The 16,596-nt window shown below is 47.4% G+C and carries 16 protein-coding genes; 11 read left to right on the plus strand and 5 right to left on the minus strand.

Translation table 11 applies throughout. From position 1 onward, the window contains the following. Positions 1–94: 94 nt before the first annotated feature. Genes rfaQ through waaC form a run of 4 tightly spaced genes read right to left on the minus strand, consistent with a single transcriptional unit; the run spans position 95 to position 3,819 of the window. Complete coding sequence (rfaQ, locus tag Q0394_RS09345) at positions 95–1,183, minus strand: putative lipopolysaccharide heptosyltransferase III (protein ID WP_298947078.1); 1,089 nt, start codon at positions 1,181–1,183, stop codon at positions 95–97. Continuing rightward, positions 1,180–1,953 carry a glycosyltransferase family 2 protein gene (locus tag Q0394_RS09350; RefSeq protein WP_298947081.1) on the minus strand — a complete coding sequence of 258 codons (774 nt, stop codon included), beginning with the start codon at positions 1,951–1,953 and terminating at the stop codon, positions 1,180–1,182. The genes rfaQ and Q0394_RS09350 overlap by 4 nt, the downstream gene beginning before the upstream one ends. Continuing rightward, positions 1,947–2,840, minus strand: coding sequence for a lipid A biosynthesis lauroyl acyltransferase (locus tag Q0394_RS09355; RefSeq protein WP_298947083.1), 894 nt, complete (start codon positions 2,838–2,840; stop codon positions 1,947–1,949). Before Q0394_RS09355 ends, Q0394_RS09350 begins: the two co-directional genes overlap by 7 nt. Further along, a complete protein-coding gene (gene waaC, locus Q0394_RS09360; protein WP_298947085.1) occupies positions 2,833–3,819 on the minus strand; it encodes a lipopolysaccharide heptosyltransferase I in 987 nt (328 codons plus the stop codon). Before waaC ends, Q0394_RS09355 begins: the two co-directional genes overlap by 8 nt. A gap of 63 nt (positions 3,820–3,882) precedes the next feature. On the opposite strand from waaC, the gene Q0394_RS09365 reads away from it, so the two are divergent. Then, on the plus strand, positions 3,883–4,800 hold the full coding sequence (locus tag Q0394_RS09365; RefSeq protein ID WP_298947088.1) for a 3'-5' exonuclease: 918 nt from the start codon (positions 3,883–3,885) through the stop codon (positions 4,798–4,800). A gap of 315 nt (positions 4,801–5,115) precedes the next feature. On the opposite strand, the gene Q0394_RS09370 is transcribed toward Q0394_RS09365, so the two are convergent. Then, complete coding sequence (locus Q0394_RS09370) at positions 5,116–6,438, minus strand: DUF1565 domain-containing protein (protein WP_298947090.1); 1,323 nt, start codon at positions 6,436–6,438, stop codon at positions 5,116–5,118. Positions 6,439–6,658: 220 nt separating this feature from the next. Between Q0394_RS09370 and Q0394_RS09375 the strand changes: the two genes are divergently transcribed. The 10 genes from Q0394_RS09375 to Q0394_RS09420 all read left to right on the plus strand — a co-directional run bounded on the left by Q0394_RS09375 (position 6,659) and on the right by Q0394_RS09420 (position 16,596). After that, the gene (locus Q0394_RS09375) at positions 6,659–7,717 is read left to right on the plus strand and encodes an NAD-dependent epimerase (protein ID WP_298947092.1); all 1,059 of its coding nucleotides are present in this window, start codon (positions 6,659–6,661) and stop codon (positions 7,715–7,717) included. Further along, complete coding sequence (locus tag Q0394_RS09380; protein ID WP_298947093.1) at positions 7,714–8,625, plus strand: DNA ligase; 912 nt, start codon at positions 7,714–7,716, stop codon at positions 8,623–8,625. Before Q0394_RS09375 ends, Q0394_RS09380 begins: the two co-directional genes overlap by 4 nt. Positions 8,626–8,921: 296 nt before the next feature. Then, the gene (locus Q0394_RS09385) at positions 8,922–9,140 is read left to right on the plus strand and encodes an excalibur calcium-binding domain-containing protein (RefSeq protein ID WP_298947095.1); all 219 of its coding nucleotides are present in this window, start codon (positions 8,922–8,924) and stop codon (positions 9,138–9,140) included. A 57-nt stretch (positions 9,141–9,197) separates the two neighbouring features. Beyond that, positions 9,198–10,184 carry a UDP-glucose 4-epimerase GalE gene (gene galE, locus Q0394_RS09390; RefSeq protein ID WP_298947123.1) on the plus strand — a complete coding sequence of 329 codons (987 nt, stop codon included), beginning with the start codon at positions 9,198–9,200 and terminating at the stop codon, positions 10,182–10,184. Beyond that, positions 10,181–11,503 carry a UDP-glucose/GDP-mannose dehydrogenase family protein gene (locus Q0394_RS09395; RefSeq protein WP_298947271.1) on the plus strand — a complete coding sequence of 441 codons (1,323 nt, stop codon included), beginning with the start codon at positions 10,181–10,183 and terminating at the stop codon, positions 11,501–11,503. Before galE ends, Q0394_RS09395 begins: the two co-directional genes overlap by 4 nt. Then, positions 11,500–11,943 carry an ecotin family protein gene (locus Q0394_RS09400; RefSeq protein ID WP_298792004.1) on the plus strand — a complete coding sequence of 148 codons (444 nt, stop codon included), beginning with the start codon at positions 11,500–11,502 and terminating at the stop codon, positions 11,941–11,943. Before Q0394_RS09395 ends, Q0394_RS09400 begins: the two co-directional genes overlap by 4 nt. Further along, positions 11,940–13,172 (plus strand): Vi polysaccharide biosynthesis UDP-N-acetylglucosamine C-6 dehydrogenase TviB, encoded by a 1,233-nt coding sequence (gene tviB, locus Q0394_RS09405; protein WP_298792006.1) that lies wholly within the window; start codon positions 11,940–11,942, stop codon positions 13,170–13,172. The genes Q0394_RS09400 and tviB overlap by 4 nt, the downstream gene beginning before the upstream one ends. Next, positions 13,172–14,686 carry an MATE family efflux transporter gene (locus Q0394_RS09410; RefSeq protein ID WP_298947142.1) on the plus strand — a complete coding sequence of 505 codons (1,515 nt, stop codon included), beginning with the start codon at positions 13,172–13,174 and terminating at the stop codon, positions 14,684–14,686. The genes tviB and Q0394_RS09410 overlap by 1 nt, the downstream gene beginning before the upstream one ends. Beyond that, positions 14,683–15,438, plus strand: a complete 756-nt coding sequence (locus Q0394_RS09415; RefSeq protein ID WP_298792009.1) for a glycosyltransferase family 25 protein — start codon at positions 14,683–14,685, stop codon at positions 15,436–15,438. Before Q0394_RS09410 ends, Q0394_RS09415 begins: the two co-directional genes overlap by 4 nt. 93 nt (positions 15,439–15,531) lie before the next feature. Next, on the plus strand, positions 15,532–16,596 hold the full coding sequence (locus tag Q0394_RS09420) for a glycosyltransferase (protein ID WP_298947147.1): 1,065 nt from the start codon (positions 15,532–15,534) through the stop codon (positions 16,594–16,596).

A 16,596-nucleotide genomic window follows, 5' to 3' on the forward strand; every position in this document is an offset into this window, starting at 1 on the left:
TCGTCAAATTTAACCAAAGCAGCCAAACTTACCGCTCGCAGCTCAAATTTACTCGTAAAATTTAACCAAAACGGCCGCATTTTACAAAGCACGCTTAGATTCGGCTCAAATTTACCCTGATTTTGCTTTTTATCGCCTCTAGCTCCTCGCCCTCAAATCTCATCAGCGTCCGCTCCACGCCGTGCTTTATCATCCCCTCTTTGTCGCACGGTACGAAGTCCCAGTCTTTTTGAAATACCGCGTGCTTGCCCATAGTTTGGTTGCCGTTGCGCTGCGTGTAGCCGTTTGTGTCCAGATCGTTATCCCACGGCCCCCACTCAAACGCCCCGCTAGGCCCAAACAGCGCGATCACGGGCACGTCGTTGGCCGCGGCTAGGTGCATGATCGCCGTATCTACGCCGATAAACATCGCGGAGCGCTTCGAGAGCGCGGCGGTTTGCTTTAGGGTGAGTTTGCCGCCCAGATTTACGGGGCTAGAGGAGCATAGCGCCAGCACGGCGTCTAGCTTTTTAAGCTCGGCGTCGTTGTTGTCGGCCGTTAGCACGACCCGCACGCCAAGCCCCTCGCAAAAGTCGATTATCGCGGCCATAGTTTCGTCGTCTGCGCACTTAAACATCCAGCGGCTAGTTAGGTGCACGTGGATAAATTTAGGCGGTAAATTTAGATAGTTGATGCACTCTGGATCAAAATACACGCTAACTCGTTTGCCGTTAGGCTCAAATCCTAGCGCGGCCAGGGCGTCTAGATTACGATCCACTGTGTGGCGCAGGCCGCCTATTTTAGGGGCTTTGTGCGTTATAATTTTATTTACAGCTTTATTTTTGCCCTCAAAGCCCACGATGGTTTTTATCTTGGCGTATTTGGCGACTATGATGCCGCGGTCGCCAGTCGTGGTCTGCACCGCGATGTCGTATTTTTGCTTTTTGATAGCGCGGATAAACTTTAGCTCGCGCCAAAGTCGCTTGAAAAAGCCGACCTCTTTTATATTCGCGCGGTCGTAGATATGGATGTTTTGGATGTTCGGGTTGCCCTCGATCATCGCCTCAGTGCCCTTGTTTAGCGCGAAATCTATCTGCGCGCCCGGGTAGATGCGGCGCAGGTTTTCGACGAGCGGAGTCGTGAGCAGCACGTCACCGATGTTTCTAAATTTCATAACTAGGATTTTGATTTTTTTATCTTTCATTTTACGTACTTCCAAAATGTGTATTGCGCGTAAAGCCTTGCTATCACGTAGCCGCGCCAGCCCTCGCGCCAGCCGCCTTTTAGGAAAAATAGCCTAAAAAACGTCCACGCGGGATTTAAAACGGCCTTAAATTTGCTTGATTTTGCACCCTTTGCTCCCAGGCTCGAGTAGCGATTTTGCTTAGCGATAAACTGCTCGATGCTATCATACGCGTAGTGTTTGAAGTGGTTTTTTAGCCTGCCGATTTCATTTTTTGGGCTGGTTAAATTTGCGCCGTTTGCGGTGCCTGCCGAGATTTGTTCGCCGGTTTTTGCCGCGCTTTTTAAAACGACCTTTTCGTGTATCTCGCGCCCGTCAAACTCCGCCTGCGTCTTGTCAAAAAGCCTAACCGTGCAGTCGGGGTAAAGCCCCATCGTGCGCACTTCTTTGCCGAAAAAAATATTTGCGCGCGCCACCTCGTATGCACAAAACTCGGGTCGCTGTAAAATTTGCAAAATTTCCTCCCTCAGCGGCTCCAAAATCACCTCGTCGCTATCTAGCACGAAAACCCAGCGATTGTGCGCTAGATCCACGCCCAGCTGTTTTTGCGCGCTAAATCCTCGCCATTTTTCTTTGTGAAATTTGACGTTTTTAAACCCTGCGCAAATTTGCTCTGTAGCGTCCTGCGAGCCACTATCTACGACTACGACTTCATCTGCGAATTCGCAGCTTTTTAGCACCTCGGCGAGGTATTTTTCGCTGTTAAGCGTGAGGATAACTACGCTTAGCATTTATAAATTTCCTCGTTAAAATGTTTAAATCGTTTATGAAACCAAAAATACTCGCCAGGCTTCTCGCGTACGGCGGCCTCTGTGGCGTCAGCTTGCGCTTGCGTGGCCTTTAGCACGGCTTCATCTTTGTCAAAATCCCTAATGTCAATCGGCGGAAAAAAGCAAATTTCGCTGAGTTTTGCCCCTTTTTCGCGGATAAACGCGGGTACGATGAGTGCGTCTGTTTTTTGCGCGAAAATGCTAACTGCGGGCGTATGCAAAACCTTTCGTCCAAAAAATTTAACCTCTACGCCCTCGTCTTTGGCGGTATTTTGATCGACAAGGATGCCGACTAATCGGCGCGCCTTGACCGCTTTTAAAATTTGCTTGGCGCCGCCCATTTTGTCGATGAGCTCGATATCAAAGCGGGTGCGGTTCGCCTCCAAAATGCGCTGCATGACCGCGCTATCAAGCGCGCGTCCGACGATGCTAACGCCGCCAAATTTTGCCGCCATCGCCAGCGAAAAGAGCTCCCACTGCCCGTAGTGCGCGGTTTGTACGATGATCGGACGACCCGAAGCAAGCGCGTTTTTCAGGATTTGCTCGTTTTTAAATTCGACTTTTTCTAGGATTTTTTCCTTGCTCGCGTTTTGGTTTTTTATAAAATTTACCGCAAATTTGGCGAAGTTTTGGTACGTGTCTTTGATGATTTGTTCTTTTTGCTCGGCTGTTAGCTCGTCCGCGTAGGCGAAATTTAGATTTGCTCTGATGATTTTGGTGTGTTTGGCGTCAAATTTATAAAACAAAAACGCAATGAAATTTAAAAACGGATCAAGCAAAAACGCGGGCGTAACGGTAAAGATAAATTTAAAAAATCTATAAAGCCAAAGGTAAAATAAATCACGCATCAAGCAGCCTTTTTGCCGCGTTTGCGATAGCCTGCGGAGCGATATCTCGCACGCAAAAGTCGCTTTTATCTATCTTTTTCGCGTCTATTTTTTTACCAGCGTCGATGGTTAAATTTACGGGCGTCGCGTAGGCGTTTCGCTTGGCCGGTCGGTTGCCAAAAAGCGTGATAGAGGGGCGATTTTGCGCCCAGGCGATATGCGTCACGCCGCTATCGTTGCCGATAACCAGATCGCAGCTTGAGATAAAACTCACGAGCTCTTTTAGGCTCAAATTTAGCGATTTTGCGTTTGAGTTTTTGATCAAATTTAGAGCCTCTTTTTCCTCTTTTTCGCCGTTAAAGCAGACAAAAATTTCACTTTGCGGATCGTCAAGCAGCGCGATAACATCGCCAAATTTATTGTAAATTTTACTCGGTTCGCTAGCAAAAGGCGCAATCAAAATTTTCTTTTTTGAGCTATCAAATTTACTTTGCGAAGCGCTAAAACAAGGCTGCTTGGCTAAAATCTCATCCTCGCTAAAGCTAAACCCCAGAGCAAAAGCCGTAAGGCTCAAATTTCGCAAGATGATATTTTGGGCGTAGTTGCAGCTGAATTTATGCCCGTAAAACAGCGCCGCAAGCGGTTCCTTGACGCTAAATTTGTCAAATCCGTAGCTATTTTTTCCAAGAAGCTTTGCGATCGCGGCGGATTTGAGAAGTCCTTGCAGGTCGATGACATAGTCAAATTTGCCATCCTGCTTTGCGGAGGCGATCAGTCCCAAGCTTTTTTTGTATTCGCCGTTTTTTAGCGGTAGCGAAACGACGTGCGAAATTTGCGGACAAAGGAATAAAATCTCGCTAAATTTAGCGTCTACAAACCACGTTATTTTCGCTTTTGGCAGGTGCTTTTTGATAAACTGCAAAATAACTACCGCGTGGACGATGTCGCCCAGGGCGGAGAGCTTGATAACGGCGATGTTTGGGGCTGTGTTTTTATTCATTTATCGCTTTTATAAAGATTTTTAGCTATCATTTTAGGCAAAAATAGCTAAAAAAGGTTTGAAATGGCTAAAAATTATATCTGCGTTTTTGACTGCGAAACGGTGCCGGACACCGCGCTTTTGCGTAAAATTTACGGCTTTGAGGGAAGCGACGCGGAGGTGGCGAGGCAGGCGTTTGCCGCGCAAAAAGCAGCAAGTGGAAGCGAGTTTTTACCCGTGATGTTTCACTGCGTCGTGGCGATTTCAGCTGTGATGGCGGACGAGTACGGTAAATTTTTGCGCGTAAGCACGATGAAGGGCGCAAACGAGCGCGAAATCCTAAATAAATTTATCGGCTTCGTAAACTCGCACAACCCGCGTCTCGTGAGCTTTAACGGGCGCGGCTTTGACCTGCCGATGATTTTAATGCGCGCGATGAGGTACAACATCTCGTTTCCGAGCTTTTACGAGGTCGAAAACAAGGAGCTTGGCAAAGGCAAATGGGACGGCAACTACCGCGATCGATACAGCGGTAAATTTCACTTTGATCTGCTTGACCACGTGAGCGAGTTTGGCTCCGTGCGCGGGCTAAAGCTGGACACGCTCTGCGCTAGCTTAAATTTGCCCGGTAAATACGACGTGCACGGCGATCAGGTGATGGAGCTGTTTTTTGACGGCAAGATAGATAAGATCAACGAATACTGCGAAAGCGACGTGCTAAACACCTACTGGCTTTTCCTAAAATACGAGCTTTTGCGCGGAAATTTGACGCTGGATGATTACGCCGACGATATCTCGGTGATGAGCGAGTGGCTAGTGGCAAACTGCGCTCAGATGGGCTATACGCCGGTTTTTTGCGAGGCGGTCGATCGCGAACTAGTGCGCCTTGAGACGCAAAACTACGAGGATGAGCCCGAGCTTGACGAAGACGGCGAACAGGCCGGGGCAGAGGAGTACTACACCGAAGAAAATATGCCCGAGATAAATTTGGACGAGCAGTGAGAGGTTAGCGAAATTTGGCAGGCCAAAACGGCTCGAAACGGCACGGGCTTGGTAAATTTGACGCGTATTTTGTTTTTAGGGCGCGGTCAAATTTGACGTAGCTTGGCGAGCGATTAGTAAATTTGGCTTTTACTGGGCAAATTTTATTTCGCTTTAGCGGCTACAGCATCAAATTTGACGAAAAAGACACGCAACCTAACGCCGCAAAAATAGCTGCAAATTTGCAAATTTGACCGCGACTAAATCAAATTTGACGAAAGACGGCACGAAAACAATCCCGTAAATGTCAAATTTCTAGACAAAACACATGGCAAATCAGTACTTTATCTCCTGCGCGCCGTAGCCCTCTACCGCGCCAAAGAGTTTAATCGCGTCTTTTAGCGGATATTTGTTGGCAAACATCGACACTTCGCTTTGTCCTGTCGCGATTTGATTTATCCCAAACACCCTTCTTAGCTCGTTTGTAAACGAATTTGGATCGTAGTCCACGCTCTCTTTGTATGAAGCGTCCAAAAACCCTTCCATATACGCCTTGTTTATGGCTTTTCTTAGCGATCTGTCGTCCTTTAGCTCCTCGTTACCGACCGCCTCGTCAAAGAGATCCACATCTGCAAAATCCTTTGCAAATATCGTCTCAAAAAGTCCGAGTCCCGGCAGGATGGCGTCGGCTTTTTTGTTGAGGAAAAAGCGGTTGTCGTTTACGCGCACTTTTCGTCCTTTCTCCATGGCTACGGGACTATCGATGCGGGCGCGTTCTATCGCCGCAAAGGCCGAGAGACCGATGATGTTGCGGCGGATGACGACGTCTGCTTTGGTCATGACCTTAAAGCCTTGGCCGCCGTCGCCAAAGCTAGCCGTTCGCGGCCAGGTAAAAAGCATGGTGTTGTAGCTAAAGTCGATTTTGACGGCGTCGGCTTGATTTTTCGCGCCCCAGATTTCGCAGGCGCTGATGGCGTTTGCAACAAAGACGTTGTTTGCGATATTTACCTCGCCGTGAGCGCCTAGTCTCACCGCTGAGTTGTTGCCGTTGCCAAAGACGCTGTTTCGTATCGCAAGCTCGCCGCCGCCTAAAAATTTACCGCCCAAAAGCGGTTTTGCCGCAGTGATGACGTTTGTAGCCTTGCCGTTTTGACCGACTCCGGGCGGCAGGACGAGCATGCCTGTTTCTACGCCTCTTGGCTTACCTCTGCTTGGATCATAGGCGTTTGAGTCGCCCTTATCAAAGATAATGCCGTCAAAAATGAGCCTCTCTCCAGGTGCTGCGACGACGTCTAGCTCGACTAGCGGATTTGACGAGCCCGTGCCGTTAACGGACGCAGGCGGCATGATGCGGGTTTGGTGCTTTAAAACGTCGCGCGCGGCGAAGTCCTTGGAGTAGCCGCCGTAGATCTCGACGGGCTTTTTGATGATGATAAAGCCTTTGTCTCTTAGCCCGTAGTAGTTGCCCTCGGCGACGCAAATTTTGTCGCCTATTTGGGCTATTTGGGCGGCTTTTTCGATGTTTTTTAGCGGCGCTTCTTTGGTGCCGGCATTTGCGTTGTCGCCCAGGTCTTTTGAGACGTAGAGCTCGGCTGCGTGTCCGAGCAGGGCAAATGCACTAAAAAGGCAAAGCAGAGCGGCTTTTTTGATACTAGGCATCGTCGTATCCTCGTGTAAATTTGGCTAGTTGATTATAACAGTAAAATAGTAAAATTTTTAAAAGTTCGTTTAAGAATATCCACTTAAATTTGCAAATTTAAAAGCCAAATTTGACCCCAAGGCCGCGCAAATTTGCTCAAATTTTACCTCGAGGCGCACAGGCTAACGGCGAAATAAATGAGATTGTGCTAAAATAACGTCAAATCGTAAAGGAAAAAACATGAAAATTTTAGTAACCGGAACGGCGGGATTTATCGGATTTCACTTGGCAAACGCCCTGGTAAAAAGAGGCGACGAGGTCGTTGGATACGACGTCATAAACGACTACTACGACGTAAATTTAAAGCTCGCGCGCCTAAAGACGGCGGGCTTTGACGTAAGCGAGATAGACTATGGCAAGCTTATCACCTCAAAAACGCAGCCCAATTTAAAATTTATAAAAGCCGATCTAGCCGACGGCAAGACGATGAAAAGGCTTTTTGAGAGCGAGAAATTTGACTGCGTCGTAAATTTGGCCGCTCAGGCGGGCGTTCGCTACTCGCTAATAAACCCGCAAGCCTACATCGACAGCAACGTTACGGGCTTTATGAACATCCTTGAGTGCTGCCGCCACAACCAAACCGCAAATTTAGTCTACGCAAGCTCTAGTTCGGTCTACGGCCTAAACGAAAATATGCCGTTTTCTACGCACGAAGGCGTAAATCACCCGATCAGCCTCTACGCCGCGACTAAAAAAAGCAACGAAATGATGGCGCATACGTACTCGCATCTATTTGGCGTGCCGACTACGGGACTGCGATTTTTCACCGTTTACGGTCCGTGGGGACGCCCTGATATGGCGCTGTTTTTGTTCGTCGACGCCGCGCTAAAAGGCAAGAAAATCGACGTCTTTAACTACGGCAAGATGAAGCGCGACTTTACCTACGTGGACGACATCGTAAAGGGCATCATAAAATGCATCGACAACCCTGCAAAACCAAATCCAGCGTGGGACGCGAAGCATCCGGATCCCGCCACGTCAAGCGCGCCGTTTAAGGTCTATAATATCGGCAACAACAGCCCCGTCGAGCTCATGGACTACATCAAGGCCGTCGAGCTAAAAATCGGCCGTGAGATAGAGAAAAACTTCCTCCCGCTTCAAGCCGGCGACGTACCTGCGACCTATGCGGACGTGGGTGATCTGGTAGCGGACTTTGACTACAAGCCAAACACTAGCGTAAATGACGGCGTAGCGAGGTTTATCGAGTGGTACTGCGAGTTTTACGGGGTTAAAATTTGAGATTTTTCGCGCTCTTGCTGGCCGCCTTTTTAAATTTAGCTTTGGCAGCGCATAGCGAAAATCTAAGCAGCGCGGTGAGCGCAGATGCCGCTAAAAAGGCTAAATTTGAGCTTTTAAAACTTAGCGAATATAAAGGACAAAACGTCGGCGCCTGGCTAGCTAGCGAGAAACTAGACGGCGTGCGCGCCTACTGGGATGGGCGAAATTTGCTCTCGCGAAACGGCAAAATTCTAGCCGCGCCAGGGGGCTGGAGCGCGCATTTTCCGCCATTTGCGCTTGACGGCGAGCTCTATACGGCTCGGGGCGAATTTGAAAAAATCCAATCGATAGTGATGGATAAAACGCCCAGCGTCGCGGCGTGGAGCGAGATCAAATTTTACGTTTTTGACGTACCTGAGGCTAGCGGCGGACTTTTAGATCGCCTTGGCGAGCTTGAAAAATTTATCTTGCAAAATCCGCAATCAGGACAAAATTTAAAGATAATCAAACAAGTAAAAATAAAAGATAACGCCGAATTTGAGGCATTTGCGGAGGCCATCATCGCAAAGGGCGGTGAGGGTGCCGTCGTGCGCGAGCCAAATGCGCCATACGAGCGAAAACGAAGCAAAAACGCTCTGAAATATAAAAAATTTAAAGACGCCGAGTGCGAAGTAACGGCGATAAACGCGGGAACGGGTAAATACGCCGGGCTCATGGGCTCGGTAACATGCAAATCGCTCGGCGCTGCAGGCTCAAACCCAGACGAGCAAATCGCTATCGGAGTAAAATTTAAGATAGGCTCGGGCTTTAGCGACGAAGAGCGCGCAAACCCGCCTAAGATCGGCTCTATAATAACCTACAAATATCAAAATTTAACCGCAAAAGGATTGCCTAGGTTTCCGATATTTTTGCGGGTTAGAGAGGATTAAATTTGGCTGTTTTGGGGCAAAATTTGCTGATAAAAGCGGTTAAATTTAATTGAAAGTGCTTTTTGGTAAATTTACCGCTTGCATTGTTTTTCATATTTTGTAAAGTCTTGCCTGTCAAGCTAGCCTAATTCTTTTTCTGCTATTTGAAACGCTTGTATCAAAAAGCGCTTGTTTTACGCAGCTGTCGCTCTCTTGGGCAAATTTAACAGGCACATTGCTGCAAAAGATTTCTATAAGTTTAATCTACATATAATACCGAAGCTATCTAAAATCGCTCATCTTTTAAGGAGAAAAATATGAAATATGTTTTGCTTAGTTTAATGGTCGCAAGTTTTGCTTTCAGTACTACGATTGATTGCAACAAAAAAACGCATTGCAGTCATTTTAGCAGTTGCGCCGAGGCAAAAGAGTATCTAAAAAAATGCGGAAGATACGAGGATGGTGGAACTCAAAGAACCGACGGCGATAACGACGGCATACCTTGCGAAAGGCAATTCTGCAGTAAAGAAAAATAATTTAGCAAAAGCATGCATAACGAAATGTATTCGTAAATCACAATATTAGGAATCGCTATGAAAATTTTAATAACAGGCGGAGCGGGCTACATCGGCTCTCACGTGCTAAAGGCGCTTTTAAAGCAAGGCGGGCACGAGATAACGGTCGTGGATAATCTCTGCAAAGGTACTACAAAGGCGCTTGACGCGCTTGAGAAAATCGGTAAATTTAAGTTCGTAAAGGCAAATTTGGAAGATGATCTAAGCGGGATTTTTGCGGAGGGCAAATTTGACGCGATTATCCATTTCGCCGCATTTATCGAGGTTTTTGAAAGCACGCAAGATCCGCTAAAATACTACCTAAACAACACCGCAAACGTCGCTAAAATTTTGACCTATTGTAAGCAGTACGGCGTAAATAAATTTATCTTTAGCTCCACGGCGGCGGTTTACGGCGAGCCAGAGATCGGAGAGGTCGATGAGCAAACCGCGGCAAATCCGATAAACCCGTACGGCCGAAGCAAGCTAATGAGCGAGTGGATCATCAAAGATTACGCCGCTTCAAATGAAAATTTCAAATTTGCGATTTTGCGTTACTTTAACGTCGCGGGCGCCGACGAGGAGGGTCTCATCGGGCAAAACTATCCAAACGCCACGCATCTAATCAAAGTCGCGACGCAGACGGCTCTGGGTAAGCGTGAGAGTATGGGAATTTTTGGTAGCGACTATCCTACCGCAGACGGCACCTGCGTGAGAGACTATATCCACGTGAGCGACCTGGCCGACGCACATTTAAGCGCGCTAGAGTATCTAAGTGAGTACGAAAAAAGCGAAATCTTTAACGTTGGCTACGGCCGCGGCTTTAGCGTAAAGGAAGTTATAGAAACGGCTAAAAAAGTAAGCGGGGTTGATTTTAAGGTTATTAACTCGCCTCGCAGACAGGGCGACCCCGCACGACTCATCGCAAAGCCTGAAAAGATAAGAAATTTAACTAACTGGCAGCCTAAGAGAGAGGATCTGGCGCTAATCATAAAAACCGCGCTTGAGTGGGAGAAGAGGCTGTGAGGATCGCAGTCGTAGGCACTGGCTACGTGGGGCTCGTTAGCGGCGCGTGCCTAGCTAAAATGGGCAACGACATCATATGCGTAGACGTAGACGAAGCCAAGATAAACGCCCTAAATAACGGCGTCATACCGATCTATGAGCCTGGACTTTCTGAGATCGTCGCGGAGTGCAGGGTAAACGGCGCACTCAAATTTAGCGTCGATATAAAAGAGGCCTTGGCGCACGCTAGCGTGCTATTTATCGCAGTGGGCACGCCTATGGGCGCGGACGGGCAGGCTGATCTACGCTACGTGCTAGAGGTCGCAAAAAGTATCGGGCAAAATTTAACCTCGCCGCTAATCGTCGTGGATAAATCAACCGTCCCCGTCGGCACTGCAGAGAAGGTAACCGAAGTGATCGCGGGCGAGCTAAAAAAGAGAAATATGGACGTCAAATTTGAAGTCGTCTCAAACCCCGAGTTTTTAAAAGAGGGCGCGGCAGTAGAGGACTTTTTAAAGCCCGATCGCGTCGTAGTAGGCGCTAGTAGCGAGTGGGGTCAAAGCGTTATGCGCGAGCTTTACGCACCGTTTATGAAAAATCACGACCGCTTTATCGCTATGGACGTAAAGTCCGCAGAGATGACCAAATACGCCGCAAACGCTATGCTAGCGACTAAAATAAGCTTTATAAACGAGATCGCGGGTATCTGTGAGCGCGTAGGCGCGGATGTAAATTTGGTGCGAAAAGGAATCGGCAGCGACTCTCGCATCGGTTATAGCTTTATATATCCTGGCTGCGGATACGGCGGTAGCTGTTTTCCAAAGGATGTCGAGGCGCTCATCTACACCGCCAGACAAAACGGTTTTGAGCCGAAGGTTTTAAGCGCGGTGGAGGCTAGAAACGCGGCGCAAAAAACGGTGCTTTTTGAAAAAATTTCAGCATTTTTCGGCGGAAATTTGAGCGGAAAAACGGTGGCGATTTGGGGGCTAGCGTTTAAACCAAACACCGATGATATGCGCGAGGCTAGCTCGCTAGTGCTCATAAAAGCGCTAGAAAACGCGGGCGCAAACGTAGTCGCCTACGATCCAAAAGCCGTAAACGAAGCCAAAAAATATCTACCTAACTCAAATTTAAAATTTGCTCCAAACAAATACGACGCGCTAAACGGCGCCGACGCGCTCGCGCTGGTTACCGAGTGGAGCGAGTTTAGGTCGCCTGATTTTATGGAGATGAAACAGCGGCTAAAAAATGCCGTGATCTTTGACGGGCGCAATCAATACGACGCGAAAAATCTGTCAAATTTGGGCTTTAAGTATTTTCAAATCGGAGTAAAAGCATGAGGAAAATTTTACTTTTTATCGCGGCTTGCGCGCTGCCGTTTGCGCTTTTGGCGGGCGAAAACGCGGCGAAAACCGAGGAAAATATTTTCGAGCTACCTATTTCAAAGATGCCGCCTGATTATTTTAAATACGAAGTCGCGTTTTTTAAAGATATGCAAATCAACTGCAACTTTGCCTTTTTACTCGGCGGAAAACTCGAGGAAAAAGAGGACGCGCGCGGGATTTATTATGAATTTAGCGGCGGTGACGAGCTGGCGCAAACGATGATGCTTTGCAAGGACGGAAAGAAAAAGAGGCGGGTTTATTACGAATTCACTCAAATTTTACCTGGCGTTAGCCCCGTTAAAATCATAACTCCGCAAGGAGTAGGCGCGGAAATAAGAATGTATGAACGCGTAAAAACGATAGAACCAAAAAAATTAAAAAGGAAAAATAAATGAAAATAGCCGTTATTGGACTAGGATACGTTGGGCTGCCTTTGGCGGCTGCATTTAGCGAGAAATACGAAGTCACGGGCTTTGACGTCAATGCCGCCCGCATAGAGGAGCTCAAAAGCGGGTATGACCGCACACTGGAGCTTAGCGCCGAGCAGATGAAAAAAGCGATAGAGAACGGCATGAAATTTAGCCTAAATTTGGACGATATAAAGGATTGCAATTTCTTTATCGTTACCGTCCCGACGCCGATAGATAAAAACAAACGTCCCGATCTAACGCCAGTGGTAAAAGCCACGCAAAGCGTCGCAAAGGTGCTAAAAAAGGGCGATATAGTCGTGTATGAAAGCACGGTGTATCCTGGCGTCACGGAGGAGATTTGCGTGCCGCTGCTTGAGCAAAGCGGGCTTAAATTTAACGAGGACTTTTTCTGCGGATACTCGCCTGAGCGCATAAACCCGGGCGATAAAGAGCACACCGTAACTAAAATCAAAAAAATCACTAGCGGCTCGACGCCCGAGGTAGCCGACAAGGTCGATGAGGTCTACCGCTCGATCATAACGGTGGGCACGCATAAAGCGCCTACTATCAAGGTTGCTGAGGCCGCCAAAGTCATCGAAAACACGCAGCGCGATATCAACATCGCCTTTATGAACGAGCTTGCTATGATATTTAACAAGATGAACATCGACACGAACGCCGTTTTGCAGGCTGCGGGCACGAAGTGGAATTTCTTAAATTTTCGCCCTGGGCTAGTAGGCGGCCACTGCATCGGCGTAGATCCATACTACCTCACGCACAAGGCGCAGGAGCTTGGCTTTCATCCGGAAATGATCCTAGCCGGACGCCGCATCAACGACAATATGGGCAAATACGCCGCAGATCAGGTCGTAAAACTGATGATAAAAAGGGGCGTTTTGATAAATTCGGCTCGCGTTTTGGTGCTTGGCCTTACGTTTAAAGAAAACTGCCCGGATATCCGTAACTCGCGCGTGATAGACGTGATCGAGGAGCTTAAGGATTTTGGTTGCCGCGTGGACGTCTACGATCCGTGGGCGGACGAGGCCGAGGTAAAGCGCGAATACGGTATCGTGCCGCTAAAAAGCTTTGACGAGGAGGACTACGACTGCGTCGTGATCGCCGTCGCTCACGATAAATTTAAAGGGTTAAAATTTAGCAAAGCTCTCGTTTACGATATCAAAAACGTTTACGAAAACGCCGACGCAAGGCTGTAATGCTCGTAAATTTGATCAGCTCCATCGTCGTTTTTATCGTCTCGATGGGGATAAATTTTTTCCTCACGCCTTACATTCTAAAAAGCCTAGGCAACGAAGCCTACGGCTTTGTCGGGCTGTCTAACGCTATCGTGGCTTATGCTCTAGTAGTAACCGCTGCGATAAACTCGGTTAGCGGCCGTTTCGTCGCGTACGAGTGGCACAGAGGGGGCACCCGCGCGGCTAACGCCTACTACTCGTCGGTTCTAGTCGTAAATATCTTTTTTTGCGTTCTGATTTTGCTGGGTGCCGGCATTTTTATCTTAAATTTACAAAGCGTGCTAAACGTCAGCGACGCGCTGCTTAGCGACGTGCGGCTTACTTTTGCGTTTTATTTTATAAATTTTTGCGTCGGACTTTTTAACGGTGTCATCAGCGTCTCGATGTTTATCAAAAACAAGCTCTACATCATCTCCGTTCGCAACGCCGCGTCTAGCGCCATTTTGGCCGTTCTCATCGTCGCGCTTTTTTATTTTTTCAGACCGATGATCGCTTATATCGCGATCTCCGCTCTAGTCGCGTCGCTCTTTGTGTTTTTTACGAGCGTTTGGGTTTCGCGCCGTATCACTCCGGAGCTTAAATTTAACCCGCGCGAATTTGACTTTGCGCGGATAAAAGAGCTGCTAAAATCAGGCGTCTATAATAGCTTTAACGCCCTAAACCGCGTGCTTATGAGCGGTATGGATCTGTTTATCTGCAACATCTTTTTAAGCGCTAACGCGACGGGAATTTTAGCCGTTTCAAAGGCGGCTCCGATCATTTTGGAAAGCTTCGTAGCGCAGCTTAGCGCGATATTTGCGCCAAAATTTGTCGAGCACTACTCTAAGTCAAATTTGACCGCGCTTGTTGCGGATGCTAAATTTTCGATGCGAGTTACGGCTTTTGTCATGAGCGTACCGGCTGCTATTTTTGTGGCTTTTGGACGCGAATTTTACACGCTTTGGCTACCGTTTAAAAGCGCGGATGAGATAAGCCTAATCTATAATCTTTCGATGATAACCCTGGTGCCGATTATATTTATTAGCTACGTTTTTTCGCTTTTTAATCTCGACAGTGCGACCAATAAACTAAAACGCCCCGCGATAGCAAACACTATTTTGGGTGCCGGCACGATTTTGGCTCAGATTGCCGTGCTTAAATTTACACCTTACGGTATTTACGGTATGGCGATCGTCGGCGCCGCACTTTATTCGGTGCGCATTTTGGGGTTTGACCTCATAAATGCCGCCTTAAATTTGAGCTTGCCGCTTACCACTTTTTATGGCGTTTATTTTAAAAATTTGGCCGTTTTTGTAGCTGTTTGCGGGCTGTTTTTTTGGCTGCGAAATTTCGTGCAGATTTCAAGCTGGAGCGAATTTGCCGCGTATTCGGCGGTTTTACTTGCGCTCGGTTACGCCGCGAGCTTATTTTTGATATTTGATAAAAGAGAGCAACTAATCGTGATAAATAAGATCAAATCGAAGTTTAAAAGATGAAAAATTTAGTATTCGTTATTTCGCTAAAAAGCGACGAGGCGCGCCGAGAAAAGCTAAAAGGGCGGTTTAAAAACTACGGCGAATTTAAGCTTGTCGAGGCGACCGACGGCAGGGCTATGAGCGCAAAGGAGTACTATGGCTACGCGCTAGCTAGCCTTGAGGCCTACGGCAGGCTGTTAAGCCCGTCCGAGGTCGGCTGCTCGCTCTCTCACATGCGCGCTTACGAGGAGTTTTTAAAAAGCGACGCCAAATTTGCTCTCATTTTAGAAGACGACGTTATCGGAGACGAGGACGGCGTGAAAAAGGCGTTTGAAACGGCTGCTAAGATGGACGAAGGCTCGGCGCTCATTTGCGGCGCGCAAGACGGGCTAGAGGGGCGATTTAGTGCATTTGGCAAAAAGCTGGAGGATGATTTTTGGCTGGTCTCAAAGCGCTCTTACGGCACGATCTACCGAGCGGCTGCTTACGTGCTTGATAGGCGCGCGGCGGAAAAGATCTTGCAAACGCACAAAAAGGCACTTTGCGTGGCTGATTTTTGGAGAATTTTGCTTTTGCAAAACGGCTTAAAGATGTATTTTAGCGATATCTTTGCTCATCCGACAGATCTAGCGGACTCAAATATCCAAGCCGAGCGGGTGCAAAGAGCGCAGGTAAAGGTCTCCCCGCTAGCTCGCCTAAACAGCTTAAAATATGTCGCCGCAACGCGCCTTGAAGCAGCAATTTTAGGCTATGAGCGGATATTTAAAAGATAAGAAACTAAGCGATTATAAAGCTCAAAATTTATAAAATCAATAATTTTGAAGATTTATTAAATTTTCGCGCACCGATTAAAATTTGGAGAGAGAATGAAGGTTTTATTTATAATTTCGACCCTGCAAGCAGGCGGCGCTGAGCGCGTGATGAGCTTGCTAGCGAGCTATTTTGCGAAATTTCACGACGTAACGCTTTTAAAATTTGACACCAAACCGCCGTTTTACGAGCTAGACGAGAGGATAAAGCTGATCGATTTGCCTTTTCCGATGGTAAAAAAAGGATTTTTTGCAAATTTAATCAGGCGTGTGAAAAAGTTTTTTTATCAGCGAAATTTGATCAAAAACGGCGGTTTTGACGTCGTTATCTCTTCGATGGATAGCACCAATATCAACGTGATTTTGTCGAATTTATTTATAAACAAACCGCTTTTTATCAGCGAGCATTCAAGCGCCGATTTTTTCAAAGGGCGCGGCTGGCTGTTTTTGCGCCGTATTCTATACCCGCTAGCTAGCGGACTCACGGTGCTTACAAAAGAGGACTACGAATACTATAGCTTCGTAAAAAATAAAACCGTGATGTATAATCCGATGTTTGAAGCCAAAAAACAGGGCTTGCCGAAGGAAAATATCATCCTTTTCGTCGGTCGTCTCATCTCGCTTAAAGGTTGCGACGTATTTTTAAAAGCTATGAGCCTAGTAGATAAAGAGCTTTTAAAAGAGTGGAAAATTGTGATAGCAGGCGCTGGCGAGGAAAGGCAAAGGCTAGAGCTCATCGCGCACGAACAACTGCATCTAAATGCCGAATTTATAGGGCAAACGAGCGATGTCGCTTCGCTTTACGAAAGGTCTAAAATTTTAGTCTCAAGCTCTAAAACCGAAGGCTTACCAAACGTTTTAATCGAGAGCGTATTTTTTAACTGCGCTAGGGTGGCGACTGCTACAAGCGGCGCAAAAGAGCTCATCGAGGACGGCAAGGACGGATTTTTAGTACCGATAGACGACGTAAAAGCGCTCGGAAGTAAAATCGAACTTTTAATGCGCAACGAGGAGCTAAGACTAGAGCTGGTAAAAAACGCCAACGAGCGCAAAAATGCCTTTAAAACCGATCAAATTTATCAAAAGTGGATGGATTTTATCACACAAAACATAAAGAGCTAA

The sequence above is a fragment of the uncultured Campylobacter sp. genome, from assembly GCF_938039205.1.
GTDB lineage: Bacteria > Campylobacterota > Campylobacteria > Campylobacterales > Campylobacteraceae > Campylobacter_A.